This is a genomic window from Xenorhabdus entomophaga, from assembly GCF_037996725.1.
Classification (GTDB): domain Bacteria; phylum Pseudomonadota; class Gammaproteobacteria; order Enterobacterales; family Enterobacteriaceae; genus Xenorhabdus; species Xenorhabdus khoisanae.
The window spans coordinates 18,669-45,538 of the sequence record NZ_JBBMXH010000020.1 but is presented as its reverse complement, the minus strand read 5'-3'; the positions used below and the strand labels follow the sequence as shown (position 1 = coordinate 45,538).

The following is a 26,870-nucleotide window of genomic DNA, read 5'->3' as shown; positions in this document are numbered from 1 at the left end:
CCTTAAAAAAACCCCTGCCCGAAGGCAGGGGGAGGTACAGAAGGTCGTCACCTTAATAGAGGGTGTCCGGCAGTTTGAACTGGCTGAATAGCCCGCCCGCAAATGGATTGTCCGATTCGTCAACGTAGATGCGGTAGGTCATCTCACCCCCGTCCACGTTGAAACGCACGTCAAAGAAGCCCGGCTGAACGTTGGTCAGCTTACCGCTGTTGATCAGTCTCAACTGGGCCCACGGCCCCGTGAAGCTGATGGCGCGCGGGGCCTGATTGCTTCGGTCCGGCATCAGGGTCAGCTTGCTTTCGGTGCCGGCCCGCATGGAGTTCGGCCAGACCAGACGCGCCACATTGCTGCGGCCGTGAGAGTAATCCACCAGTTGGCCGTCGAGGTTCAGCAGGGCGCGGCGTTTGTTGCCGGTCAGGCTGACGGGTTCGATGGCAAACTGCGTGCCGAGGCCGTTCTGCGGGGTAAAGAAGGTGGTCCGGATACGATTCGCCGTTTCCAGCTGTTTCATCACATCCGGCCGGATCAGGATCTTGCCGTCCGTGCCCGTGGTCAGGCCATTATCCACAAACGGTTTCAGGCTCTGTTGGTAGAAGACATCCAGTGTGCCGCCCGGGCGGAAGAAGCGCTCAAACTCACTCAACGGCACTTCTTCACGCGCGTTAGGGTTGAACGGATAGCGGCCCGCCAGATAGGTCTTGTACTGTTTGACCACGGAGTCGTTCCACTCCACTTCCAGCGAACGTATCGCTTCCATCATCACCACACGCCACGCCTGTTCAGCCAGCTCACCCACCCAGCGGTTCAACGGCTCCGGCAAGGTTTTCGCCATCTGCTGCACTTCAAAAATGGCATCACTGTTGTTCTTGTCCAGACGCATCTGCACCGCTTGCAGGGCGGCTTTGCCCGGTACCGGCGAGTTCTGGATCGCCAGCAGGTAACGGTGCAATGCCGTCAGTTTTTGGTAGACACTTTGCAGTGTGCTGCCCTTGTCACCGCGTTCAACCAGCACCCCGGTTTCCGGCGCAAAGTCATGGCTGATGCGGTTTAACAGCTTATAATCCGACTGCGCCAGCAAAGCATCTTTTTCCTTTTGGCTCAGTGAATTACCCATCACCGGCGGGTTGGTGTTATCACTCAGGATTTGCAGTGCCCGCTTGACAGGCTGCTCACCACTGATCACCTGTTCGATGGCACTGATGGCCTGCGGCAGATCATCAAAGTCACGTATTTCGAGGTTATTCATCGACGCCCGCCATGTGGCGGTGTACTCGGCCAAATACAGTTCATTGATTTCGCCCTGAATCCTTTCCTGATCTTCTTCACTGTACTGGTCGTTATGCTGTGATAATCCCGTCTCGTTGGATTTATCTTGATTATTCTTTGTGATGTTCAGTACCCAGCTATCCATCTCGGTCAGTTTCGTCAGTTCACCTTTCTGCCGGACGAAGTAATCCATCAGACCGTGGCGGGTCAGTAACTGGGGGATCACCAACCGTTTTTCGTTGCTGGCAATAAACACGTCGTCAAAGCTCGGGCCAATCTGGTCACGCAGGTTGATTGGCGCTGACAGTACGTCCTGTGCCTTGATCCGCAGGTTCTGGTAAACCCGTTGTTTGACGGAGAGGGTTTTCAGCTCCTGCTGGGCCTGTCGCATCGGCTTCACAAACGGGGTGAAGCGATCGATAGCGTCCTGATCGCCTTTATCCCGCTTCTCTTTCCAGTCGGTCGTATCCAGAGCGTAATCCAGATGAGTCAGCAACGCTTCCTGCACATTACGCTGGCCGTGAAACGCTTTACTCCAGCGCTCACGCATGTACTGCTCGACCAGCCCATTATTACGTTTGCTTTTATCTTCCATCATGCGCATCACACGCAGGATCTCGAGTTTTTCCTCACTGCCTGCCGGGGCGTTATTCAGATCATCCAGCAGCCCCTGCATCAGGGACGGCAGGAAACGCTGTTCCAGCAGTTCTACGTAGGTGCTTTCCACACGTTGCCCAACACTACTGCCCTGATACAACGCCATGTCAGTCAGGAAGGATTTGTTTTCACGGTGGTTGCCGTAAGCCAGCGTCGCGTCACGGATCGGGTTAAGCTGTGACAACTGGAGGTTACCGTAGCGGTCATCGCCTTGCGGCGGGGGAATGGACAGGAAGTTTTTCGCCTGTGCCAGTACCTCTTCACCCGCCCGATAGTTTTTCTGGTAGAAATAATGCCAGCCGCCCCACATCGCCATGATGACCAGTGCGCTCACCGTGGAGAAGGTATACAACTGGCGGCGGTTGCGGCTCAGCCAGATACGGTTTTCAGCCGCCAGATTCGGCTCTGCCAGTAAAACATCTTCAAACAGGGAGTGGGTGAAGTACGGCAGGGTGTCGCCCGCTGGCCAGGTCGGGAACGCCTGCGAGCCCAGATGATACTGCGCCGAAGCAGATTGGGTGAACAGGTCGTCCATCTGCCCTACCTGATGCGCCGAGGTCAGATAAACCCCGCGCAGGGTCGGGCGATGGTGTTCGTCGTTATACAAAATGTCATCCAGCATCTGGACGATATAGCTGTACAAGCCCTGAATCTGACGGGTGAAACTGAACAGGGCGCTGCGCTGGTTGGCATCCACATTGTTCAGCATCATGTCTGGCATGGCCGTGTTCAGGTTGTTCATCCACTGCTTCCAGAACTGTTCCAGTTCACCGCGCCACGCTTTTTCATCACGGTTATTCAGGCTGAATGTCACACCGAGGATCTCGTCACGCAGTTTGCGATCCAGTGACTGGTACATCGCTTCAAAGCCGTACAGCAGGTCAATTTTGGTCATGACCAGATAGAGCGGTAACTGGCTGTGGAAGGTCAGACGAATGTCTTGCAAACGCTGGTGAATTTCACGCACGTAACGTTCACGCTGTTCGCGGCTATCCGTCAGCAGGCGCAGGGTATCAACGGTCAGAATAATCCCGTTGAGTGGCTGGCGCTGACGGTTTTCGGTCAGCCAGTTCAGCAGCGATTCCCACAGGCGGCTGTTGATTTGTGGCTTGTCACTGTTAAGCGGGACGGGCTGGTCAATCAACTGGCCTTTCGGATCGATGATGACCGCTTTTTCCCCCAACCAGCAACGCAGCATCAGTGGAATGTCTCCATCCTGACGCAGATATTCCGGTGCCGCGATTTCGGATAGCTTATAGCCTTCCTTAATCAGTGAGGTTTTACCGCTCTTCTGGCTACCGATCACCATGTACCACGGGCGTTCGTACAAGTAATTGTACGAGTCCAAGTGGCGTTGCAACTGGGATTTCCAGTGGTCGAGGTAGCGATCCTGATGTTCAATATCTACCCGAACCGGATCTACCACTTTCAGTTCAACGTCAAGATTGAGTTTTTCCAGTGTCCGCAAGCGACGCCACGCTTTCATGCCAATCCAGAACAGCACTATCATGATGATGATGGCGGTTGCCAGCCAGCGGGCCGCGAGACTTTCCAGCGGATAGTCATTGCGGATGTTCCATTCTGGTCCCCACCACCAAACCGCTATCAGGAGCAGGCAGGGGATAAGCGCCAGAATCAGTGCCATTGTAGCCTTGAGACGTGGCAACGACTTAAACTTCGACAGCGCCGGTAAGGCCGATTTCAAAGGTGCCAAAGATGACAAAGAGGGCCATTTCATGGGTTAACGCTCCTGTTTGAAGCCGTATCCTTAGAGGAGGAAGGAAGTTTTTCAGCCAGTAAAGTCAGTAGGCCGGGTTCCCATTGAGTGAGTAACATGTGTTGTCCAGTGTGTAACAAGTTCCGGTAATGCTGTTGAGCCAGCGCTGTCATGCCCGCTTCTTCAAGCAATTGGGCATTGAGCAATTGACCGTAGAATTGATCCCGTGGCTCAGTAAGCTGTTGCTGGTGTTCTTCCAACATTTTCAGGGCCGCTTCTAACCCCTGTTGCTGGAAACACTGCCAGATAGCTTCCTGATCAGCAGAAACGGAACCGTTGCCCGTTGCCGCTGGTTCAGGTGTGAGCCAGTTGAGGGTTTCTGGAGAAATAAACGGACTCATGTCGGAAAAACTTAAGGTTTTCAACACAGGTAACCGTTCCAGAAATGCGTTCAGTTCGTCACGAATGGCCAGCGCGACGTTCACATAACCCAATTGTGCTGCGGCCTGTGCGGCGATGACATGCCCATCCAGCCAATAAGGTGCCAGCGTCAGGCTTTGTTCAATTTGCCGGAGCAATTTGTTGTCCGCCGTCGGCAATCGCGCCAGATAATCGGCTGTGCGATCCGCAGCAGTCGGTGCCAACGGGGTTTTTCCTGTCGCATTCGCCATGGGTGCCGTGGTAATGGTGTGCCAGACAGCGTGACGGCGCAGGGAGTAACCAATGGGAGATTCGGGATGCCGTTCACACAGCAAGTCGGCTACCGTCATCAGGGTCTGCTTCCACGCTTTTTCGCTTGAGCTGTTGACGTCCACTTCTGGCATCGGCGCAGCTGCGTAGGTCTGGGACGTGGGTTCCCCGGACTCCATCGTGGATGCCGGCGCAGTCGCTACCGGAGCCGGTTTTGGGGCTGTCGGTGCGGTTTCTGGCTGACGGTTATAACGAATACGCAGTTGATCAACTTCTTTGGCAAGTTCCGGTTCATTGGCATGCCAGCATTGAGCCAAGTGTGCAAATGCACCTTGTGCATCATCCCGTTCATTTTTGTTCGCCCGTTCAATGAAACTGCCTTGCGCGGACTCAAAACGCTTGAGTACCTGCTGCGCCAGCCGACGCTTTATCAGCGGTTTGACTGGCCAAGCCTTTTCCCAGTAGTTTTTGACATACTCGGTCAATAATTCCAGGGCGAGGATCAACTCAGCCGCATTGCCGGCATGTTGCAAAGTACGCAACAGGTGCACCATCAACCGGAAATCCTTGCAGTTTTCGCTCAACAGTTGCAATGCCTGCCGCTGGATCTCTTCAATATCCAACGAACTATGCGACAGCGAGCCAAATTTGATCATTTCGCCGTCAATGTATTCCCATGAAGGTTCACCATCTCCCAGCGCTTTGCCAATCTGTTCATCGGACAAAGGAGCCAACAGAGAGCCGAACCAGTCAAATTGTGTTCTGATGTCCATGTCGATTACCAACGACAAGCAGCGCGCAATGGTTTGGCTGCCTGCTCCAACTGAGAAATGTTAAAGGTTATCTGGTGACCATTACTGCCCGTAATGGTCACCCGTTCGCTGTTCATCAGGCGCTTGATTTCCTCAATGCCCGGTAAGCCACGGCTGGATTCCCATAAGTAACCGTGTTCGCGCACAAACCATTCCGTTCGGTACTCGGCTTTATCTGTTGTCACGGTGACAACACCGGATTCCACGGCTTTAGGCAGTGCCACCTGCAAACGGGTGATACTGTCGATGCAACTCAGCATTAATACGGGACGCGGGGGTGCTACCCCAAGCGCGGGCGTGGTCAGGATAACCGGGGCCTCACCGTTCTCTCCCTGCTTCACTATGAAATCAGTGGAGTAATCGGTGCGTTTCATCTCCTGTTCCATCGCCTGCCGCCATGAAGGCCCCATATTTTCGATAGGAATTTGTACAGTTTTGAACTTGAGGTTATTCAACGCACTGTCATAACATGCCAGCCGGATAAGAGGAGAAGGCTCAAAACGGCAGTTATACAGTTCATCTAAATTTTGTTCTTCCTTTACCGCGACTGCTTCCTTTGGTTCTACCACCGCCGCAAGCTTAGGATTCCCTGCCAATGACGCGAGTAATGAGCTGATAATTAAAACAATATTCATAATCTACACCCGTATTTAGCCAGTTTGTAAACCAACGTCCGCTGGGCAATGCCCAAGCTTTGCGCAATCAATCGGGTGTCGTTACCAAACTGACGCTGACGTTGAACCAACACGGCGCTTTCAAATTCTTCTATGGCCTTTGGCAGATTATCGATATGACTGTAATCCACGGAGATACTGCTGACTGCCGCTGGGTTTTTCGATTCACTCAGGGAAGCCAGCAGTTCATCCAATTGTTTTTCTTTCTGGCGTTGAACCTGAAATACCTGGCGGATTTGGCGTAACTGTCCACGCAGTTGTTCGAGTTCCTGCAATTTTTTCAGGCGATGTTGCATAACATGGCAATAAATGCCGAACATGTTTTCATTGTTGGTGAAATGGTTGACATTTTCGGCAAATATGGCGATTACACCGCAAGCCTGCCCGTTGCAGTCAAACAGGGGAATGCCGTACAACCCACAGTTATGCGGTAACTCTGCAATAAACGTGCGGAAGTAAGGATCATCAATGCGCGCCCCGTGATTAAGGGAATCCCAAACTGTTGGGGTTCCCTTGCGTAATACTTGTATCAACGGATTATTGACGTCATCGATAGCCACATGCAGCCGACGTGAATTGGTCTGCTGAGGTTCCGGCAGGTTGTAGCTTTCCAGCCTGTTTTCAGTGATGTTAAGCAGGAAAACCAACAGGGCATCAAAACGCGAGCTATGGCTGACCTGCAAAAAATGGTCAACCAGTTGTTCTATAGTGTCATCGTCCAATAACGCTAACGCGCTTTTCAGCCGCTGTTTCATTATTCTGCCTCCTCAACCTCTGCCTGAAACTCGTGCTCTGCTACGGTTAAGCGGATAGCGCTGATTTGTGTCCCCGCAGCCATTTTCTGCAACAGCAGTAATGAAACCGGCGGTAACAGTGCGCCATCAATGATGGACTCCAGCATACGGGCACCGTTTTCTGCACGGGTAGCACGTTGCAGGATCTCTTCCGAGACTTCATCACTGATAGTGACTTCGGCGTTGAAACGTTGAGTCAGCAGCGTATACAGTCGGGCCAGTTTGCTCTGAATGATGGTTTTCAGTGTTTCATGGCCCAGCGGCAGATAAGGAATCACTTCCATACGTGCCAACAGTGCCGGCTTGAAGAATGCCGCCAATTCGGGATAAAGCAGGTCGTTGAGCTGATCCGGCTGTTCAGCATTGTCTATGATGGTTTGGTAGCCCAGATTAGAAGTCAGGAAGAACACGACGTTTTTACAGTCGATGATGCGCCCTTCTCCATCAGCCAGTTCCCCTTTGTCGAACGCCTGATAGAACAGGTTCAGTACATCCGGGTGCGCTTTTTCCACTTCGTCCAGCAAAACAACGGAATACGGTTTCTGGCGGATAGCTTCGGTGAGCACGCCACCTTCTCCATAACCGACGTAACCCGGAGGTGAACCAATCAGGCGGGAAACCGTATGTTTCTCCTGAAACTCAGACATGTTGATGGTGGTGAGGTATTGGCGACCACCGAACATCAGTTCCGCAATTTGCAGGACAGTTTCGGTTTTACCGACACCGCTTGGCCCCACCAACAGAAATGCCCCCAGAGGACGACCGGGACGGCGCAAGTCCGCACGGGCGGTCAGCAGGTGTTTATGCAGGCATTGGATTGCCGTTTCCTGCCCTTTGATGCTTTGCCCCAAGTGAGTCGGCAGTTCAGTGACGATGGACAGTTCGCTCTGTGACAAGCGGTTCAGTGGAACGCCTGTCCACTCAGCAATGACCGCCGCAATCTGGGTTTTGTCCACGTGTGGAGAAACCAGAGTTTGTTTCTGCTGTAGCTCTGCCAGTTGTGCGTTAAGCACCGCCAGTTTTTCGATCAGGGATTGTTCATCGGTAGAGCGCTCACCGGCAGTTTCTTCGACTGCTTCAGCTGCTTCGGCTTCTTCAACGGCCTTGTCTTGCTCGTCCGCTTCATTTTCTTCCGCGTTTTCAGCAACTTCTTCAACCGCTTTTTCAACGGTGGTTTCGGCCGTTTTTTCTGCATCAGCCGATAAAGAATCATCAGCCAGCAATTGGCTGCGCAGGTCGATGATCTGTTTCACCAATTCCTGTTGCTGTTGCCAGTTACTTTCCAGCTCAGCAAGTTGCCCCTGAATCTCTTTCTGCTGGTTTTGCAGCTCTTCCAATCGCTCCGCATGGACGTTCAGCCCCATACGCTGCTCTCTTTCCAGCACGTCGATTTCCATTTGCATCTGGTGCAATTCGGTCGTCAACGAAGAGATCTGACGTGGTGGTGAAGTCAGGTTGATAGCAACACGGGCACAGGCCGTATCCAGTACATCAATCGCTTTATCCGGCAATTGACGGCCGGAAAGATAACGGTCACTCAATACCGCAGAGGATTTCAGCGCTTCATCATCAATCAGAACACCATGTGCCTGTTCATAAATGGCACGCAGGCCACGCATGATAACTGTGGCTTCGTCTGCGGTTGGCTCAGAAACTTTCACCAGTTGGAAGCGACGGGACAGGGCAGCATCTTTTTCGAAATACTTTTTGTATTCACTCCATGTAGTCGCCGCGATGGTTTTCAGTTCGCCACGTGCCAGTGCAGGTTTCAGCAGGTTGGAGATATCCAGACCACCCGCTTGGTTACCGGCACCAATCAGAGTGTGGGCTTCATCGATAAACAGGATGATGGGCTTTGACGACTGGCTAATTTCAGCCATGATGCCTTTGAAACGTTTTTCAAATTCACCTTTAACCGCAGCACCCGCCTGCAATGCCCCAAGATCCAGTGTCATCAGTTCACTGTTGCGCAATTTATCCGGTACGCGATCGTTAATGATGCGCAATGCCAGACCTTCAATCAGGGCACTTTTACCTACACCGGCTTCACCGACAACGATAGGGTTGTTTTTGCGACGACGGCAAAGAATGTCGATCATCAGATCGATTTCATTATCACGGCACAAAACCGGATCGAGTTTGCCCTGACGGGCTTGTTCGGTCATGTTTTGGGTAAAGCGAGCCAGCAGGCTGTCGCTGTTTGCCGGATGTACCCCCTGCCCCTCTTTATCGCTGGCAGCAAAAGGTTGCTCGGCAGAGCCATTTGTCCATTCAGCAAAATTCTGGCGGAGCAATTCACGGTTGATACCCGCCAGCAAACGCGCAGTTTGTGGTGCCAGATAACGCAGTGGGCTGAACAGCAACGCAATCAGCATAACGCCGCTGCGCAGTTCGCTGTGCTGCATTTCTGTAGAGGCCAGCAGCCAACTATCCTGCAACCACTCCACCAGCATCGGGGAGAAATTGGGGTAAGCCTGCACAATCGACTGATGATGCGTCATCACCTGATCGAGTTGTTCTTTCACTAGATCTTTATCAATGTCTACTTTATTTAGAATCAGTCGCACATCACTGAGTGGGGTATCGATCATGTGAAGCAGCAGTTGTGCAACTGTGATTTCAGGTTGTTGCTGACTGACGCAAGATGCCGCCGCCGCTTCCAGTGCATGGCGGGTCATCGGGTTTAAACGATTTACAAGAGTGGGCAGATCAATCTGAATCATGGCGACTTCCTATCTCAATAAGTTACTTAGCTGCTTTAATATGTCTTGGGTCTGATCACCGAGGCGAATGGCATAGAAGCTGTAAATGGCAATCAGCAAACCTGCGCTGATACAGAACAGGTGTTTGATAGTCCATCGTCTGCTCAGGCGATAACGCGCATCACTCTCGTTGATATTGACGTACAGCGTGGTCGGCGGCGCATCTCCGCGCAGTGAGTGAAGCTGTTGTTGCAAGCGGCGGAACAGGCGCTCAAAGTCATCGCTTTTCTGGGTGCTGACTTTGTAACGTCCGCGATATCCCAGACAGAGACAGAGGTAAATGAACTCCAGCAGATGCTGGTAACGCTGCGCCTCTCCCATTAAGCGTTCAAGCAACACGAAAACTTTCTCACCTCCCCAGGTTTCATTGTGGAAGTGAACCAGCAGTGATTGCTTCAACCAGCCATTCTGACTGTTCCAACCGTGCCCCAACGCGGTTTCATCAATGAAGGTGCACAGTACGTAACGAAATGAAACAATCGCGCCGGGTTCATAACCCTTCGTTTGCAGAAACTGCTCAATGGCTCGAATGTCAGTCACAACCTGTTGGTAAAGCTTGTCCGGCAGTGCCTGATCATTCATGTCCTGTAAGCGTAAAACCATCCCCAACAACGGGGTGGCGGCATCGATCATTGGGTTGAGGCTTTCACCCCGCAACGGTAGCTGGTACTGATGCTGAAATGTTTTCAGCGTTTCAGACTTTTCCAGCGACAGACTGTCAACATTGATATCACTCATGATTATTCCTTACCGCCCCTGATAGCCCAGAGCTGCATATCTAAGTCAGGGAAATCCCCTGATACGTGGAATGCGATGGAATTTCCCTGCTGGATTTCTTTCCATGCCGGGCTCTTCTGATCCAGACGGAAGTAGGTATATCCAGAGTGATACGGCAACTGGCGAGGTGCTGCGGACAGTGCAATCAATGGCACGCCCGGCAACTGAACGCTGACCAGATCGCGGATTTTTTCCATCGAAGTGACTTTGGTTTGCTGAACGAACTGACGACGCAATTGTTCCTGCGGCGTGCTGGCGCTGATTGCCAGTACGAATTCGGCTTTACGCAGCAGATCGTTGTCGTGGAGCGTTGCCACACGGATACCGCCTTCGTTCTGTTTCAGGGCAATCGACGTTGCACGCGGTGTCAGAACGACGTTCAACGCATCACGGATTGCGTGCATTGCATCCTGAAAAGTATCTGTCAGGTTATTGTGGTCATACGCCAATACATTCCCCGGCAGGCGGCTTGCATCGGTGAAGGTTCTCAGCTCACCACACGTCTGGAGCAGTTCGGTATATAAATGCAGCGGGTGCAGAACGGTTTGTTTTGCATAATGGTTGAACAACGGCTGAACACGGTTAAGCAATTGCAGCATCATAAATTCCGCGACATCCGCAACACCTTGCTGACCCGGCGAACCGATACGTTTAGCCAGTGTTCTTGAACGCTCTGTCAGCAGGCCATCGATTTCCACCATGAAACGCTTGAGCTTGTCAGCCACGAAGATCGACAAACACGTCGGGATAAATTCGTTATCCAGAACGATAGTGCCGTCTTTTTGTTTTTCTTTGATACGGCACAATGGGATCGCAGTGTACGCACTCATATCCTCTGAACCTTGCATCAGGACTGGCGTCAATTGAGCAAGGTTAAGCATGAAGGCATCACCGCCCTTGGTATGCAGGTCACGAATATCCGTCGGCAGTTCCCGATAACGCACCGCACTCTGGATTTCTGCATCCCGATCAGCAATTTCCCGGATGGTATCGCTGGACATGGGTAACGCCAGATAAATATCTTTGCTTTTCAGGTCATTGATATTTTCAATATCCAGCGGTTTTGGCAGCAAGTCCTGGCTGGGTGCCGAAAATAAGGTGCCATCAGGCATAATGCCGCTGGCTTCGGTAATCCCAATGCGTCCCAGTTTAAGCAGATCATCATTGATGCTCAGAGAGCTGAAACCATGCGCATAAGGTGTCAATACTGAAACAAGGCTATGTGCCAAATAATCAATGTGTTTTTGTTGTTGCTGAAAATGTTGTGGCTTGATGAATAATCCTTCGTGCCAAATCACCCGATTTTTACCTGGCATGATTACTCCTCCTCTTTTCTAAGTTCGACGTCGTTATTTCTGACATGCACCAAGATGTGGTAATGGCGACCGATGTCTTTTACCCGGATGATCTTTTTCCATTCAGATTGGTTTGCATCTGCATAGTGAACGATGACACCGATGTAACGGTTCTTCTTTTCCAATGTGATGGCTTCCAGAGGCTTGTATTGCCCCGGCAGCAGCGTGTAATCCTGATGATCGATGTAGTTTTTCCCCAGTGCCTTTTCGAGTTTGTCGCTTTCAAGCTGGTCGTAATCCGCTGCCAGAAAACGAGAGTCTTCACTGAGATAAACCAGATTCATTTCAACAGGCGCCGCTTCACCACTTTCATTGGGGTTGATGTCGGGTTCAGCCAGCAATGTAATGTTGGCAACAGAAGCCTGATCATCAGGTTTACCTACCGGTGTGGAAGGGTCCCAGATAACCTGACCAACTTTTTTTGTTGCGTTCCATGCACTGCTACAGCCGTTCAACAACATCACTGACAGCAATAAAATCCCTACAGCCCATATACGGCGACTAGCGGAATGTGTCATTGCTGGATTCCTCCAAGCCCTGACGCAATGCACGGTCATAAGCCTGCTCATACACCTCGCGGAATAACTTTTCGAACCCTTGTTGACGGCTGGAAGCTAATTCGCGGTAGTAATTGGTGTACATTTCCCACGCCCAGGATGCGTCTTTATTTTTGACTTCGTTACTGCGGCGATAATGTGAGAAACGGCGGAGCAGTTGATCTGGGGAAAAAGCTTCCAGCATAGTGTCCAGCGCGGCAGAAATGGCCACGCGGTTGGCCTGATAGTGCAGTTGCAGGTTTTGCAGGCTTTCCGCTACTGCCGCCGGCGCAGACAAGTGAACAGGGCTTTTCTGATCTGAGAACATCACCTGCATGGTCGTGTCATAATCCATGTTCAGGCGCAGCGGGTTATCTTCGATAGGACGAAGTTGTTTATCACGCAGCCCGTGTTGTTCGCGTTGAAGCGCCAATAACCCTTCAATCGCGGCTTTCATGGTTTTGCCCATCTCTTGCAAAAAGTCATTCGCCTGCTGGCTATCATGCAAAGGCAGTCTGGCCCCCAGACCACGCATAAGAGGGGTAATAGCAACATGATCAACATCCATATCTTCGTACTGCCGATCGGAAGCGATATCCGGTAAATCAAGGAACTCCTGATCCATAACACTGCCTCGGTTATCAGAAATAGGGTTAGCAAATGGCGGTGATTGATAATGATCCGGTGGCAACAGTTGTTCCGTATCGTCGGCCTCAACTTCCGGTTTCAGCGTGGTCAGGCTTTCACTGTCAAGTACCCGAAGCGGATCATCACTGAAACGGTGCATCACCGTCGGAGCAATACTTTCATCATGGGCAAACACGGATTTTTGTAGCAGCACGCCTTCCATCATGGCATCCAGCGGGTTGCTGTAACTGGAAACCAATGATTCCGGTGATACGGTTGAAGGATCAACGCGATCTGATTCAGAAAAACTGATGTGGATCTTGATCGATAAATTGCCGACTTTGATTTGATCGCTTTGCTGCAAACGGATCAGACTTGACTGAGGCGTCAGGGTCGCCTTGTTGATTTGCACCGGCTCAGCAAGCACTTGCAGGCAGAATGCCCCATCCTGCCATTTAATGGCGAATTGTGACGGACGAACATTTCCCTGCTGATCCTGCACAGACCAAAGGTGGCTTTCACTGCTACCGACCGTACCGCCCTGTGTCGAGAACTGGCAATTGGCAGCTTTACCACTTTCCAGCTGTTCACTATTAAGAACCCGCAATGAAAGGGTTGGTTGATGTTTTTCCATAGTCGTTATTCCATAACTGAAATTGTGACAAAGGGTTTCTTTTCCGGTTCGCCGAGAAAACTGGTCCACCCCAGATGGTTATTCTGCTTCGCCCCCAGCACCATGCCGCCGACTTGATTCTCAGCCAGACCGAGACGCAGTTCCCAGGCAAACTGGCTACGCATGACGAAGGAGATAAACATCACCAAAGGAAGATAGTTCTTTCCATCAGGCAGGAATGACAGAAACCGATCACGCGTCAGGTCGTTGATGCTAAGCAGGAATTTTCCGCTGTAATCCCCGACCCATGAACCGATGGTGAAGTTTTGTCCCAATACAGACAGTTCGGTATCACCGATTTTCTGCCCTTTATTGGTTCCCCCCAGACGATTCTGCTGATCCATCGGGATGGTGACTTTTCTGAACTGCCAACCGTGCAGCGTGACATCCTGCAAATCAAAACAGTGGGAAACGAGGCTGCATATCACTTCCGGTGAGCGGCCCGGGCTTGCCAACAATCCTGCATACGCCAGCATCTTGCTGTGGTTGATGTTCAGCATCCGGCGGTTGACATCACTGCCTAAACCGACAAGGGAGAACATGCGCTGGGAAAAGTTATCTTCCCCGCCCTTCTTGAAGCAGATGTAATAGCGGTATTTCCGCCAGATCTGATGCAGGAGCGTAATTAAGCGATGGTTGAAAAGGTTGAGAAAATCCGTCAGGCGGTTTTCTCCCTGAGCATCTTCCCATGCCAGCGAATCCAGATAGTAGCCCGGCATCGGAGACTGGCTACCGTGCAATCCCATAAAGGAAACTTCCAATTCGAAGTATCCCTTTCTGGATTGTGCGAGTGAGATGACATCACGCGTCGGAAACGCCAGACTGGCACTGGATCGGAAACGGACAGACTCCAGATCGGGACGATCTGTCTCTCCGGTTTTTTCCCACGCTACCGCTAGCTGGTTAAGTAACTCAACCAACTGGTAAAAGTTGTATTGTGAGATGTCCAATGCCAGTGGCTTGGCAGGATCCTGTTCCGTGATTACATCAACGAGTGTTGACCTATCTGTACCGGCCATTCATAACATTCCTGATTATCTAGATTGATTACCTTCAACATATGAAAAGCATTGACGCTGGCATACAGTGAGAAAAACCGTGACAGAATCGTACTGAACAGATAAAGCTCGCCTTCTGAACTGAATGCCTGTTGCCGGATATATAGCGTTGAGCGCAATCCACGCACAGGCTGACCACGGAACAGACGATCTGTCGGCTCTGTTTCAATCTTTTCAATGGCATCAAGACGTTTCTGCGATGAACGCTTGGACTGACGGTTGTGAATACTTGGAAAATCGTAAGTACGCAGTACCTGTTTCAGCGCGTCCCTATCCAGCAATGACATGTAGTTCAGCGACATATTTGACAGCAGTGACCAATGCAATCCGCCATCCAGCAGAGGATAGAGAGGCACTGACGGCCGCGTGATATTGCGGAATGTCGCAAATGACGGGCTGCCGATTGAGGGATAATTAATATCGCCAACACGCAGTTCCAGCGGCAATTCACGGTTGGTACAGGTCAAACTGATAGAGACATTCTCTTTCAGCTTGAGTCTGAGCAGATCGGATTCATCTCCCCGCACAAATGAGATGAAATGTTCCAACCCCCTGCGGAAAGGCGATTCTTTCACCCGAAGGCGGTAATAACGCATTGAGCGTTCGTCTTCGTTATCAATCTGGTGATTGAAACTCTCAAACGGGGTATAAACACGTTCGCCGATACGGGCACGGCTGCGTTCACCATTTTCACCTGTCAGCCAGCTTTCCACGCCGTCAATGGAGAAAATGTCGTAGTTATCCGGAAAACTGTAACTGGCCTTCAATGGATATTCAGTCTGGCTGCCATTAAGCTCAATAGCTTCACTGTCCATAGGGAACAGGTTGATTGCCGGCGTACAGTGCAGACGAAAAGTGTCATGGCGGACCTTGGCTTCTGGTGGCAGTGCCTGAGAAAAATGTAAATTCAGTTTGAAGTCTTTGGTTTTAAGATCTTCAGGCAGTTCCGGGAAACCTTTCACATCAAAAAACAGGAAGCTTTCCGCGAAACAGAAATATTCCTGCAAAATGCGATATCCCATGTAGGCATTTTTCGGGTAAGGCAACAGCGCATCTTCCCGCTCAAATCCCACGGGCACAAAATCAAAATCGGGCAGCGGGATCACGGTATCGCCCACGACCAGTTCCGCTTTTCTGAAGTAATAACAGAGCCAGAAATAGAGCTGGGAAGTGGTATAGTTATCACCACTCAGATAAAAGCGCAGTTTGCCCAGCTCCAGTTCATGCAGGTTCAGTTCGGTTTTCGACGCAAAATTCAGGCCGATGATCCCGTTCTCATTACTGTTATTGACGGAAATGTCGCGGATGGAAAGTGGAAATAACCACACATCACGGCAGAGCGTGAAGGTACAGCGACCGTGATCGTCTTTTTTACCGCCCGATTTTTCGTTCGAATAAATATCATCCTGAGTTGACAGCGTGTGGCTCATAATCTGAGTACCACGCTTAACCTGTGTCGCTTTCGTCACAACACTCTCATCAGGGGTATACTCAATGATGGTCATGCTGGGGGTTGGACGCAGGTAGTTCGGCCACAGCATATTGAGCAGGCCGTGGGTCAATTCAGGGAACTGATCATCAATCTTTGCCCGCAGGTTGCCGGTCAGGAACGCAAAACCTTCAAGCAAACGTTCAACGTCGGGGTCAGAACCTTGTTCTGACAAAAATGCGGCAAGATGAGGACGCTCAACTGCGGCTTCTTTCCCCAGTTGTCGCAGATAGTTCAACTCATCTCTGAAATATTTTTCAAATGACATTTATTGAGATCGCTCCAGGCAGTAGCGCCGGTTGTTATCCAACTGGATGCTAAATTCCACAAGGTCGTTGATATCATCCAGAGAGATTTCAGCGCTGATATGAAAGCTCAGCAGCAACGGATCTGAATCATCATTGATAGCGCTGACAGAAACCGCTGATATTCTGGGCTCATAATTTCTGATGCACTCTTCAATCGCCCATTCGATACTTTGCTTGAAATCCACCGATGTTGCGGTCGCGTCATTAAGATCAATGACACCCAGGTCAATGGCGCTTTGGCACGCACCGGGACGGGAATTCAACACTTCATTCAAATGCTTCTTGATAGAATCAAGCAGTGCACGCATCCTTGACTGATGGGAAGAGCCGGAGCTCTTCCCTTGAATGCGCTCAAACAGACTGGCAGAGCTGCCTCTGTTCCAACTGTACAGCGCAGCCATGATTATTCCTTATCCAAACGTCCAACCAGAGACAGTTCGAAGCTTGCACCCATGTACTTGAAGTGTGGGCGAACCTGCATCGCAACCTGATACCAGCCTGGATCGCCTTCAACATCCAGAACCTTGATTTCTGCTGCACGCAGAGGACGACGGCTGCGAACGTCAGTTGGTGGGTTTTCCTGATCAGCAATGTACTGTTTCAGCCACATGTTCAGTTCGCGCTCCAGATCCTGGCGCTCTTTCCAGGAGCCGATCTGTTCGCGCTGCAATACTTTGATGTAGTGAGCCAGACGGTTGATGATGAACATGTACGGAAGCTGTGTACCCAACTTGTAGTTGGTTTCCGCAATTTTCCCTTCACGGGTATTCGGGAAAACTTTTGGCTTCTGCACTGAGTTTGCAGAGAAGAATGCGGCGTTATCGCTGCCCTTACGCATGGTCAGGGTGATGAAGCCTTCTTCTGCCAGTTCAAATTCACGACGGTCAGTGATCAGCACTTCAGTTGGGATCTTCGCCTGAACCTGACCCATTGCTTCGTACAGATGAACAGGCAAGTCGCTCACGGCACCACCGCTCTGTGGGCCAATAATGTTTGGACACCAGCGGTATTTAGCGAAGCTGTCAGTCAGACAACTTGCCAGCAGGTACGCAGTGTTACCCCACAGGAAGTGCTCGTGGTCACGGCTGACATTTTCCTGATAGTTGAAGTTTTTGATTGGGTTTTCAACATTGGAATAAGGCAGACGCAGTAAGAAACGAGGAGCGGTCAGACCTAAGTAACGTGAATCTTCAGATTCGCGCAGTGCACGCCATTTAGTGTGTGAAGGGCCTTCGAAGACAGACTTCAGATCTTTGATGGCAGGCAGATCGGTAAAGCTGTTAACACCGAAGAACTCAGGTGAAACAGAAGACAGGAATGGCGCGTGAGCCATCGCACCCACTGAACTGACGTACTGCATCAGTTTGATGTCAGGCGTGGTGTTGCCGAACGCATAGTTACCGATGACGGCGGCAACAGGTTCACCACCGAACTGGCCGTAGCCTGTGGAGTAAACGTGCTTGTAAAAACCAGACTGAATAATTTCAGGAGAGAATTCAAAATCTTCCAACAGTTCATCTTTAGTGGCATGAATGATGTTGATCTTGATGTTTTCACGGAAATCAGTGCGATCCACCAGAATTTTCAGTGAACGCCAAGAAGATTCCAGTTCCTGGAATTGCTTGGCATGCATAATTTCATCCATCTGCTCGCTGAGTTTTTTGTCCAACTCAACGATCATTTTATCAACAAGCAGTTTATTGATAGGTTCTTCGTTAGAGCCAGTATCCAAAATGCTGCCAATAAACGCGGCAACACCTTGTTTAGCGATGTAGTAGCCGTCATTTTCCGGTGTCATTCTTGCCTGGGACATAATCTCATCAAGCAAGGAGGTCGTTGCGCCAGAAGCAATAGCTGTGCTGTTTTCTTCGTGCTGAGCCATTTAAAAATTCCTTTAACCAGTTATTTTTTATTGACGATTTCAAGTTCTTTCAGGAGTTGCTCACGAACGGATTCATCATCCAGCAGTGACTGCAAGCGAGAACGAAATGCTGGGATATTTCCCAATGGGCCTTTTAATGCAACTAATGCCTCACGAAGTTCGAGAAGTTTATTTAATTCAGGGACTTTCTTCGCGATATTATCTGGTGAAAAATCGCTCAGAGATTTTATATCCACATTAACTGATAGATCTTCTTCACTTTTTTCATCGAGGCGGTTAGGAACATTAAAAGTCAGGTTGATGTTCGCTTCATTCATTACGGCATTAAAATTGTTCTTATTGATAGAAACTGTTTGCCGTTCTTCAATTGGCGTATCTTCGCTCTTTCCTTTCAAGTCACCAACAACCAGAAGATTCAGAGGTAATTCAACTTCTGCGGTTTGATCACCGGTGTTAGGAACATACTTAATATTAATTCTTTCTTTCGGAGCTACGCTACCTGGACTATTCTTACTCATATTTGAATCCCTTTGGCTAATACAACCATGAACTGTCTAACAACTCATTATTGGTGAGAGAATGATTCCAATGTTTACCTATATAACAAATACAGAAGATCTCCCTAAAAAAATAGGCAAAAGAAGACAACTATATTTGCAGGTACGAATAGTTTTATATCAACATATAGTTAAATAATCAGATATACCCTATCCAATCGTGGAAATAACATCGATATGAAAAATCGTCAAGTTCGAGTTTGACATTTTATTTTTTTGATGTAAAGCCAAAACACAAATTGATAAAAGCCTCTATTCAAGCTTTTAATCTATTCATATCCATACATAGCCAGTTATAACCAATCTTTTCTCCTAAAATAGAGAAAAGTTTGGTTTTACTCTCTACAAGAGTGTGCAGACCCATTACCTATTAATTGTATAAAAAGAAATATTTTTCATTTTCAACTGAATAAAATATAACCTTCAAGTCGTATTTTATAATTATCGTCAATATCATTTTTTATTCTATTTTGATTAATTAATTATCATTACAACCCAAATTATTTTCATTTTTTTGATCTAGTTAACACTTTATGAATGATCATGAAAAACATTTAAATAAAAAATAAAATATCATTATATATCAATAAATTAAAAACACACCAAAATCAAAGAACACTTTATAACCAGTTTAACCGGCTTATTGTTTATAAAAACTCAGTCATAAATTTCACAACGGCAATGATTATAAAATTTTTATTTGTCATTGAATTAGAGTGCGAGTTGCATTTTTCAAATGACTTTGCATTAGACAATTTCAGCTTTATTATTCGCCCCGAGTGTTTGGCAAGCGATAATTTCATTTGATTTATAAATGGGATAATCACGTAAGGAACGAACACTTACACTAATATTGGTAAAATTTTATAGGATATTCATATGCCAACTCCATGTTATATTTCCATCAATGGTAAAACTCAGGGCAATATTACCGCTGGCGCATTCACTGCTGAATCCGTAGGTAATATCTTTGTTCAAGGTCACGAAGACGAAATGCTGGTTCAAGAATTTGACCACATCGTTACTGTTCCGACTGATCCACAGTCTGGACAACCTTCTGGCCAGCGTGCGCACAAACCGTTCCGCTTTACCGTTGCATTGAATAAAGCAGTTCCTCTGCTTTACAACGCATTAGCTTCTGGCGAAATGCTGACAACTGTAGAGTTGAAATGGTACCGTACCTCTATCGAAGGTAAACAAGAGCATTTCTTCACTACTAAACTGGTAGATTCAACTATCGTTGATATCGACTGCAAAATGCCACACTGCCAGGACCCAGCAAAATCTGAGTTCACTCAGTTGGTTCGTGTTTCTCTTTCTTACCGTAAGATCGAGTGGGAACACACTACTGCTGGTACTTCTGGTTCTGACGACTGGCGCGCGCCAATTGTTGCTTAATATCTTATTCATTAAGTATTAAGTAATAACCTTTCAGCCAATGAATATTATTCATTGGCTGATTCAATCAGATACTTCTTGATTGCCCTGCTAATTTAATTTAATTCCCCTTTTTCTCTCTTATATTTGTTTTTCTGCTTTTTTCCCACTGTCAGATTTTTATGTGGTAATTATTTTTACAATGAATAAAGATGAATGAATTCATAATCACAGTTGTTATTAATGAACAATAAATCATCTAATGATAAATAAATGCCTTGCCTCATGTTTTTCACCCTTCTCCCTAAAAACCCTTTCATTAATATGACATAAGCAAAACTTTCAAATAAACAGCACAAAGTGAAATGGGCATTTTAATTAAAGCCAAATTAAATTTAATTTATGTCCTTAATAATAAGAGGGAAAATAACCAACTCGAGTTATTATAAGCCACTAAAGTAAATTTATAACTACAAATAATAGATCAGAACAAAAAGCAATCGTTAATCAGTGCAAAATAAAATATTTTCTATGCTCTAATGATTAATTAATAAACCAGGAAGGTTAATCTTAACCCAACACGATACTTTTTCCATCAACTATTGTCATTTGGGTACTCCCATGATTAAAAGGACGGCAATTTTCATATTATTAGGTACGGCACTTCAGGTAAACGCATCACCTGATGTGATGTCCTCTATTCTCCCTACAGATGAAACGAGAAGAACCTTACAGGACAGCTCGAGGGAAATAGATCAGTTAATTGAAGAACGACGCCATCAGGGGCTAATCAATCGTACCGATAGCGTGTCACCACAAAAAGTTTCCCCTGTACTGGTAGATGCACCTCCGTGTCTGGCTATCAACAGCGTTTATCTTCAGGGCATTACTCTACTTTCGCTGAGTGACCTGAATACGCTCAGCGCACTGCCCGAGAGTTGTATCACCAGTAATGAGATTAATAAGCTATCAGCAGAAATAACTAACCTTTATATTGCCAAAGGCTATATTACCGCGCGGGTGCAATTTATTCCCCCCAACCCGAATGGCGAACTGGGGATCAATGTGGTTGAGGGTTTTGTTGAAGCGGTAGAAGGCAGCGATCGCTGGATCAATAGCCAGACGCTCTTCCCGAACCTGACAAACAAACCACTGAACCTGAATCAACTTGATCAGGGTCTGGATCAGGCGAATCGTCTGCGCTCAAACAAAACAACGCTCGATATTCTGCCCGGCACAGTCAATGGTGGCTCCATCGTTAAACTGCACAATCGGCATTCCGCCCCGTGGAGAATAACCACCACAACCGATAATTACGGGCAAAAAAGCACCGGGAAATGGATTACGCGGCTTAATGCCAGTGTAGACAGCCCACTGGGATTATCTGACTTTGCCAGCCTCAGTGGCAGCAGCACGATTGATAAACCCAATCACCAGTACAACCGTGCCTATACCCTGTTTTATTCGATCCCTTACGGCGCCGTTACTGTCAGCGGATTCAACAGCTATTCCCAATATACCGGCCATCCACACTTACAGATACATTCGGTCAAAATACACGGAAATTCAAAACAAACAGGAATGCGTACCGATTGGGTGTTCCATCGCAATCAATATCAGATCGATACCCTACACGCCCAATTGGTTTATAAGAATTACAACAACTATTTCGGAGACGGCAAAATCGCCGTCAGTAGCCAGACATTGAGCATATTCGAACTAGGGGTTAATCACTTACGGCTTATTCCCGCAGGGTTGATCTCCCTTGATATGAGTATTGAACAGGGAATGCCGTGGTTTGGTGCTCAAACCTCCAGCACCAGTCTGAACAAACGATTTACCAAAGGGAAGTTATCAGCAAATTTACAGCGACGTTTCAAGCTCTTTGATAAGCCTTACCATTTTAATAGCCAACTTTACGCCCAGTACAGCCCGAACGGGCTGCCGGGTGTTGAGTGGATTAATGTGACCGACCGCAATACCGTACGAGGATTCAGCAAAAATGTGTCATCAGGCGATAACGGCTGGTATCTGAGGAATACGCTTTCCCACTCAATACCCATCTCTAACGGCTCACTGTCACTGCATACAGGTGTGGATATCGGACAGATCAAAAACCATCGCAGTCAGAATAGCAGACAAAGCAACCAGAATGGCTGGCAAAGTAGTGCCGGATTAAGTGCTGGTCTGACACTGCGCTATCAGCAACTGTTTGCCGATATAGAAGTAAGTCGAGGCAAATTGCTCTCCCATCAAAATAGGAACACGGATGAACCTATGCAACTGTTAACCCGCTTTACTTACACTTTTTAGTTTTTCGCACCATTTGACGTTTTTTAACGCAGCCAGTTTTGGGGATTATCCATCCCCAGAGCACTGCTCATGGCAATAAAGAAAGTAACTAAAGGTAATTATATGAAAAACAAAGTATTTAAACTCTCTTCCACAGGAAAACTCGCCGCATCTATGGCAATTATCCTGGCAACTTGTTCGGTCAGTTTTGCAAACGGTATTATTCCGGGAGGTGATGCAGCACATCGCCCGGATGTTATTCAGGCTGACACGGGTGCGGCAGTAATAAATATTGTCGCGCCTTCTGAATCAGGGTTATCACATAACCAATATCAGGATTACAACGTTGATCAAATGGGAGCGGTATTAAATAACTCATTAGTTAATGGGCCATCACAATTGGCAGGTGAACTATCAGCCAACAGCAACCTGAATGGGCAGGTTGCCAGCGTGATATTAAATGAGGTGATTAGCCGTAACCCGTCTTTCTTACTCGGGGAGCAAGAAATATTTGGTATAGCCGCCGACTATGTACTGGCAAACCCTAACGGTATTACCTGTAATGGCTGCGGTTTTATCAATACAAATCAGGCAGCACTGGTTGTTGGTAACCCACTGGTCGAAAATGGCGTGTTGCAGGGATTCAGCACTTTTGATAACCAGAATGCCCTGAAGATCGGCAACAGTGGTTTATCCCGCAGTAACGTACTGAATTTGATCGCGCCTAAAATTGGTAACGATGGTCAAGTCATTGCCTCAAAAGCGATCAATATCACGACGGGTAACAACCAAGTTTCAGCCGATGGCCGCGTTTTGGCTTCACAGCAGGAGAATATCACTGCACTCGACAGCTACTATCTTGGCAGTATGCAGGCCGGACGTATTCGTATTCTGAATACGGCGGAAGGCAGTGGTGTGAATCTACAAGGCAAAATGACCGCTAATGAAGGTATTGATATTGAATCCTACGGCGATATAAAACTGGAAGCGGCGGCCTTGAAAGGGGGTGATATTACTTTACAGGCTAATAATTTGCTGTCTCGGGGACGCCTGAATCAATCCATTTCAGGTACTCCCGGCAGTGATAACAACCAAGACCATTTCAAGGGCGTTGGTATCCAGAAAAAACAAATCAGTGAATCTGTTGCCCGTACCCAGTTGGAAGGCAAGAACATTAAGCTGGATGCCAAACAACACAACCGTGTAGTAGCCACTGATATTGATGGGGATAATGTCAGCCTGACCGGTGCCGATCTTAAATTGGATGGGCAAGAACTCCACCAACTTGACAGAAGCACGAACAATCAACGGCAATTGATCTGGCGATATGATGTTACCAATGAAAGTGAAAAATATCAGCATGAAGGCAACACCATTAATGCTCGTCAAGACGTTCATCTGAAAGCCAGTGAAGGTAATGCAGAAGTCCTTGGCAGTAAAATCAATGCGGGTAATAAACTGACCGTATCTGCCGAAAAGGATGTGAAACTGGCAGGGTTGGTGGAATCAGAAATAACCACAGAGAAGGGTTATAAAAAGAACCATTCTCTGTCATTGCAAACCGGTCACTGGAACAAGGCCAATACGGCTCAGAGAAGCGTCGGCAATGAATTGAATGCAGGTGGTGATATAGGTATTGAAGCAGGCGGCAATGTCAACATTACGGGTACTCATATTCATTCCGGTAATAATCTGATTGTCTCTGCCGGTCAGCAAACCAATATTAACGTTCAATCTCTGGTTGATGACCAAGTCCTTAAGAAGGATAAAACCTATTGGGGCGGTGTTGCCGGTGGCAGCAAGAAAGATAACCATGATAAATCAGAAACTCACCATATTTCCGAAGTTACGGCGGGTGGGCATTTACTGCTGTCTGGCATGAATGGTGTCACGATTACAGGCAGTAAAGTCAAAGCTGAGAAAGGTGCCTATGTTAAAGCCAATGATGGTCAATTAACGATCGACAATGCGGTCAGCCACACTTATAAAGAAGTGGATGAAAGAAAAGGAACGATCTTCAACATCACCAAAAATACCAATCAAGAAAAGAATAAGCAGCAGAAATCTTCCGGCAGTCATTTGGTTTCCGATACAAATCTGCAATTACTCAGCAATAAAGATATCAATGTGATTGGCAGTCTGGTGAAAAGTGCCGGTGAACTGCAACTTAACACATCGGGCAATATCAATATCCTGAATTATGGCGAGAAAAATCAGTATCAACAGGAGAAAACCAATCTTGACTGGCAGTATTACGCTAAGGAGGCAAAAGATAAGCAATACCGTGCTGGGGTAGGTTTCGTACATACTCTTGATAAACAGCAAAACGAAAATACAACGCAACGACCATCAGAATTGAACGGTGGCAATCTCACCGTGAATGCCGGCAAAAATGTCACAGCCACGGGTGCCAATTTAGTGACAACAAAAGGTGATGCAAAAATCACCGGAAACAACGTTTCTCTGCTGGCGGGTGAAGAGAGTACCTCAACCTCAACGTCACAAGAAAAAGTCGATAGCAGCGTGTTTATCACCGGCGGTATGGACAAATTCGGCAGCGGTGTTGAAGGTGCCCATAACCGCAATGGTCAGTCCCAGAACCGGACAACCGCAACAGTGACAAAAACGCAGGTCACCGGCAACCTTGACCTGAATGCAATGGGTGAATTGAAGCAACAGGGTACTGACCATCAAGTACAGGGTACTTATCAGGCCAATGCCGGCAGCATTAAAAATGTGGCAACAGCCAATACTGAATCCGGCTCTACCAATCAATTACAGGTAGGAGGTGAGATCAGTGCTACAGCCGATTACAGTGCAACAACCCGCCCAATCGAAAAAACAGCCAAAGCTGCCTCAGACAAGAAGCTGGACACTGCCATTTCAAAAACAGGTTTGCCTAACGTAGGTATTGAACTGGAGATGAATGGCAACAGCCATTACACCAATAACCATAAATCCGATGCCGTGGTCACTTCAGTTAAAGCTGGCGATATCAAAGTGACAACAAATGGCGATGTTTACGATCAGGGCACGCAATATCAGGCCAATAAAGGCGGCGTATCACTGACCGCAGGCAGCCATACCAGTGAAGCGGCTGTAAACAGTCAGAACAGCCAATCTTCTGATACCACTGGCAATGCACGTCTCCGTGTTTACACCACCACAGGGGCAGATATTTCCGTCAACGGTAAAGGCAATGGCAGCTATAAGGAAACATCCAACAGCAATTCCAACGCAGTCACCGGCAGCATTAATGCCCAAAACGGCATTAATGTTCAGGTAACCAGAGATGCACGTTACCAAGGCACATCAATGAATGCGGGCAAAGGCACAACCAACGTTGATGCTGGCGGAAATATCCAGTTCAATCAGGCCACCAACCGTAACGAGCAAAAAAACACCGGTTATAATGGGGAAATTTCCCTGACAGTAGGAACCAACCCGGATGGCAAGAATTTTGATGCCAGCCTCGGTGGCGGTTATAACACCAGCAATCAGAATAAAACCACGGCTCAGACCAGTGCTATTACTGGTGGACAAGGTGTCAACCTGAATGCGGGCAATAATCTGGCATTACAAGGCGCAAATGTATCCGGCAAACAGGTAGACTTAACTGCCCAACGCGGGAAAATCGATCTGACTTCAGCCCAAGATACAGATAATGCCAATGGCTGGAATGCCGGTGCTAAAGCTAAAGGAGGGTTCTCTTCCAAGGCTCGCAACAACGAAGGTGGTAACAGCGCAGCAAACAACACTGCCGGCGATAATTCTGCAACAGGCAATACCGCAGCCGCTGACCGTATCGTCGACAATAAATATAACATTGGCGGTGAATTAAAATTCGGGGTCAACCGTCTGGATCAGACAACGCACCGTAACACCCAAGTTTCTGGTGGCAATGTTACGTTGACCAGTGCAGGCGACACCTCACTCAAAGGCGCGAATGTGACAGCAGATCAAGTCACCGGTAAAGTCGGCGGCAATTTTAATGTTGAAAGCCTCAAAGACAGTACCCACAGCTTGAATGCAGGACTGGATGCTGGCTTGGGTTATAGCAAAACCGTCAAAGGCGATAACCCGTCTAAACAGGCTGTTCCTACCGCAGCAGAAGGTTCATCAGTAAATGCCGCAACCGATAATGCCAATGGTAAGGCTCCGGGTTTGAAAGACCGATTGACAGCAGCGTTCAAGGGCTTCAATGGCAAACTCAAAGGCAATTACGATACGCTCGATCGTGAAGCAGTAGGTAAACAAACAACGCTGAACGGCACTCAAGGCGTTAATCTGGATATTTCCGGAACAACGTATTTAGTAGGCAGCAAAATTGACAGCGCACAGGGGCCTGTCACTGTGAATACCCAGCAAATTAATCAGCAATCTGTGACGGGATACGACAAGGGCAGAAATTTGGGCGTTAACGCACCAGATTCCATCATCGGCCTGGCTGCCTCTGCACAAAAAGATATTTTCTCTGGCAAAGTACCTTTTGTGAAAAATGAAAACCACGACACTGAACTTCCAACTATCCGCAGCGAAGTTAAAGGTCGTCAATTAGATTGATCAT

General features: G+C 48.1%; 17 protein-coding genes. 3 read left to right on the top strand and 14 right to left on the bottom strand.

The genetic code is table 11. The annotated features are described in order from the left end of the window. Window positions 1-52 precede the first annotated feature (52 nt). Genes tssM through tssB form a run of 14 tightly spaced genes read right to left on the bottom strand, consistent with a single transcriptional unit; the run spans window position 53 to window position 18,595 of the window. Window positions 53-3,661, bottom strand: coding sequence for a type VI secretion system membrane subunit TssM (gene tssM / locus AAC854_RS06380; protein ID WP_340616370.1), 3,609 nt, complete (start codon window positions 3,659-3,661; stop codon window positions 53-55). Beyond that, a complete protein-coding gene (tssA, locus tag AAC854_RS06375; RefSeq protein WP_047964015.1) occupies window positions 3,658-5,103 on the bottom strand; it encodes a type VI secretion system protein TssA in 1,446 nt (481 codons plus the stop codon). Before tssA ends, tssM begins: the two co-directional genes overlap by 4 nt. A gap of 5 nt (window positions 5,104-5,108) precedes the next feature. Further along, the gene (gene vasI, locus AAC854_RS06370; protein ID WP_340616369.1) at window positions 5,109-5,777 is read right to left on the bottom strand and encodes a type VI secretion system-associated protein VasI; all 669 of its coding nucleotides are present in this window, start codon (window positions 5,775-5,777) and stop codon (window positions 5,109-5,111) included. Next, on the bottom strand, window positions 5,774-6,571 hold the full coding sequence (locus AAC854_RS06365; RefSeq protein WP_273547045.1) for a Fis family transcriptional regulator: 798 nt from the start codon (window positions 6,569-6,571) through the stop codon (window positions 5,774-5,776). The genes vasI and AAC854_RS06365 overlap by 4 nt, the downstream gene beginning before the upstream one ends. Next, on the bottom strand, window positions 6,571-9,333 hold the full coding sequence (locus AAC854_RS06360) for a type VI secretion system ATPase TssH (protein ID WP_340616368.1): 2,763 nt from the start codon (window positions 9,331-9,333) through the stop codon (window positions 6,571-6,573). The genes AAC854_RS06365 and AAC854_RS06360 overlap by 1 nt, the downstream gene beginning before the upstream one ends. 9 nt (window positions 9,334-9,342) lie before the next feature. Further along, on the bottom strand, window positions 9,343-10,110 hold the full coding sequence (gene icmH, locus AAC854_RS06355; RefSeq protein ID WP_047964019.1) for a type IVB secretion system protein IcmH/DotU: 768 nt from the start codon (window positions 10,108-10,110) through the stop codon (window positions 9,343-9,345). A gap of 2 nt (window positions 10,111-10,112) precedes the next feature. After that, window positions 10,113-11,465, bottom strand: a complete 1,353-nt coding sequence (gene tssK / locus AAC854_RS06350; RefSeq protein WP_047964020.1) for a type VI secretion system baseplate subunit TssK — start codon at window positions 11,463-11,465, stop codon at window positions 10,113-10,115. Between the two features lie 2 nt (window positions 11,466-11,467). After that, window positions 11,468-12,022: a type VI secretion system lipoprotein TssJ gene (gene tssJ, locus AAC854_RS06345; protein ID WP_047964021.1), complete on the bottom strand. Its 555-nt coding sequence runs from the start codon at window positions 12,020-12,022 to the stop codon at window positions 11,468-11,470. Continuing rightward, on the bottom strand, window positions 12,006-13,301 hold the full coding sequence (gene tagH, locus AAC854_RS06340; protein WP_340616367.1) for a type VI secretion system-associated FHA domain protein TagH: 1,296 nt from the start codon (window positions 13,299-13,301) through the stop codon (window positions 12,006-12,008). The genes tssJ and tagH overlap by 17 nt, the downstream gene beginning before the upstream one ends. 5 nt (window positions 13,302-13,306) lie before the next feature. Continuing rightward, window positions 13,307-14,359 (bottom strand): type VI secretion system baseplate subunit TssG, encoded by a 1,053-nt coding sequence (gene tssG / locus AAC854_RS06335; RefSeq protein WP_047964023.1) that lies wholly within the window; start codon window positions 14,357-14,359, stop codon window positions 13,307-13,309. Further along, window positions 14,323-16,155 (bottom strand): type VI secretion system baseplate subunit TssF, encoded by a 1,833-nt coding sequence (gene tssF / locus AAC854_RS06330; RefSeq protein ID WP_047964024.1) that lies wholly within the window; start codon window positions 16,153-16,155, stop codon window positions 14,323-14,325. The genes tssG and tssF overlap by 37 nt, the downstream gene beginning before the upstream one ends. Continuing rightward, window positions 16,156-16,596: a type VI secretion system baseplate subunit TssE gene (gene tssE / locus AAC854_RS06325; protein WP_047964025.1), complete on the bottom strand. Its 441-nt coding sequence runs from the start codon at window positions 16,594-16,596 to the stop codon at window positions 16,156-16,158. A gap of 2 nt (window positions 16,597-16,598) precedes the next feature. Further along, window positions 16,599-18,077: a type VI secretion system contractile sheath large subunit gene (gene tssC / locus AAC854_RS06320; RefSeq protein WP_047964026.1), complete on the bottom strand. Its 1,479-nt coding sequence runs from the start codon at window positions 18,075-18,077 to the stop codon at window positions 16,599-16,601. A gap of 20 nt (window positions 18,078-18,097) precedes the next feature. Next, a complete protein-coding gene (gene tssB, locus AAC854_RS06315; RefSeq protein ID WP_047964027.1) occupies window positions 18,098-18,595 on the bottom strand; it encodes a type VI secretion system contractile sheath small subunit in 498 nt (165 codons plus the stop codon). Window positions 18,596-19,513: 918 nt separating this feature from the next. Between tssB and AAC854_RS06310 the strand changes: the two genes are divergently transcribed. The 3 genes from AAC854_RS06310 to AAC854_RS06300 all read left to right on the top strand — a co-directional run bounded on the left by AAC854_RS06310 (window position 19,514) and on the right by AAC854_RS06300 (window position 26,866). Then, the gene (locus tag AAC854_RS06310; RefSeq protein WP_047963887.1) at window positions 19,514-20,032 is read left to right on the top strand and encodes an Hcp family type VI secretion system effector; all 519 of its coding nucleotides are present in this window, start codon (window positions 19,514-19,516) and stop codon (window positions 20,030-20,032) included. A gap of 600 nt (window positions 20,033-20,632) precedes the next feature. Continuing rightward, window positions 20,633-22,324, top strand: a complete 1,692-nt coding sequence (locus AAC854_RS06305) for a ShlB/FhaC/HecB family hemolysin secretion/activation protein (protein WP_340616366.1) — start codon at window positions 20,633-20,635, stop codon at window positions 22,322-22,324. A gap of 102 nt (window positions 22,325-22,426) precedes the next feature. Next, window positions 22,427-26,866, top strand: a complete 4,440-nt coding sequence (locus AAC854_RS06300) for a hemagglutinin repeat-containing protein (RefSeq protein WP_340616365.1) — start codon at window positions 22,427-22,429, stop codon at window positions 26,864-26,866. Window positions 26,867-26,870: the final 4 nt, after the last annotated feature.

Coding starts and splice junctions, on each gene's coding strand:
- icmH (WP_047964019.1), bottom strand. CDS start 10,110: ATGAGTGATATCAATGTTGACAGTCTGTCGCTGGAAAAGTCTGAAACG.
- tssF (WP_047964024.1), bottom strand. CDS start 16,155: ATGTCATTTGAAAAATATTTCAGAGATGAGTTGAACTATCTGCGACAA.
- AAC854_RS06300 (WP_340616365.1), top strand. CDS start 22,427: ATGAAAAACAAAGTATTTAAACTCTCTTCCACAGGAAAACTCGCCGCA.
- tssC (WP_047964026.1), bottom strand. CDS start 18,077: ATGGCTCAGCACGAAGAAAACAGCACAGCTATTGCTTCTGGCGCAACG.
- AAC854_RS06360 (WP_340616368.1), bottom strand. CDS start 9,333: ATGATTCAGATTGATCTGCCCACTCTTGTAAATCGTTTAAACCCGATG.
- tssG (WP_047964023.1), bottom strand. CDS start 14,359: ATGGCCGGTACAGATAGGTCAACACTCGTTGATGTAATCACGGAACAG.
- tssB (WP_047964027.1), bottom strand. CDS start 18,595: ATGAGTAAGAATAGTCCAGGTAGCGTAGCTCCGAAAGAAAGAATTAAT.
- tssE (WP_047964025.1), bottom strand. CDS start 16,596: ATGGCTGCGCTGTACAGTTGGAACAGAGGCAGCTCTGCCAGTCTGTTT.
- tssK (WP_047964020.1), bottom strand. CDS start 11,465: ATGCCAGGTAAAAATCGGGTGATTTGGCACGAAGGATTATTCATCAAG.
- AAC854_RS06365 (WP_273547045.1), bottom strand. CDS start 6,571: ATGAAACAGCGGCTGAAAAGCGCGTTAGCGTTATTGGACGATGACACT.
- AAC854_RS06305 (WP_340616366.1), top strand. CDS start 20,633: ATGATTAAAAGGACGGCAATTTTCATATTATTAGGTACGGCACTTCAG.
- tssA (WP_047964015.1), bottom strand. CDS start 5,103: ATGGACATCAGAACACAATTTGACTGGTTCGGCTCTCTGTTGGCTCCT.
- AAC854_RS06310 (WP_047963887.1), top strand. CDS start 19,514: ATGCCAACTCCATGTTATATTTCCATCAATGGTAAAACTCAGGGCAAT.
- vasI (WP_340616369.1), bottom strand. CDS start 5,777: ATGAATATTGTTTTAATTATCAGCTCATTACTCGCGTCATTGGCAGGG.
- tagH (WP_340616367.1), bottom strand. CDS start 13,301: ATGGAAAAACATCAACCAACCCTTTCATTGCGGGTTCTTAATAGTGAA.
- tssJ (WP_047964021.1), bottom strand. CDS start 12,022: ATGACACATTCCGCTAGTCGCCGTATATGGGCTGTAGGGATTTTATTG.
- tssM (WP_340616370.1), bottom strand. CDS start 3,661: ATGAAATGGCCCTCTTTGTCATCTTTGGCACCTTTGAAATCGGCCTTA.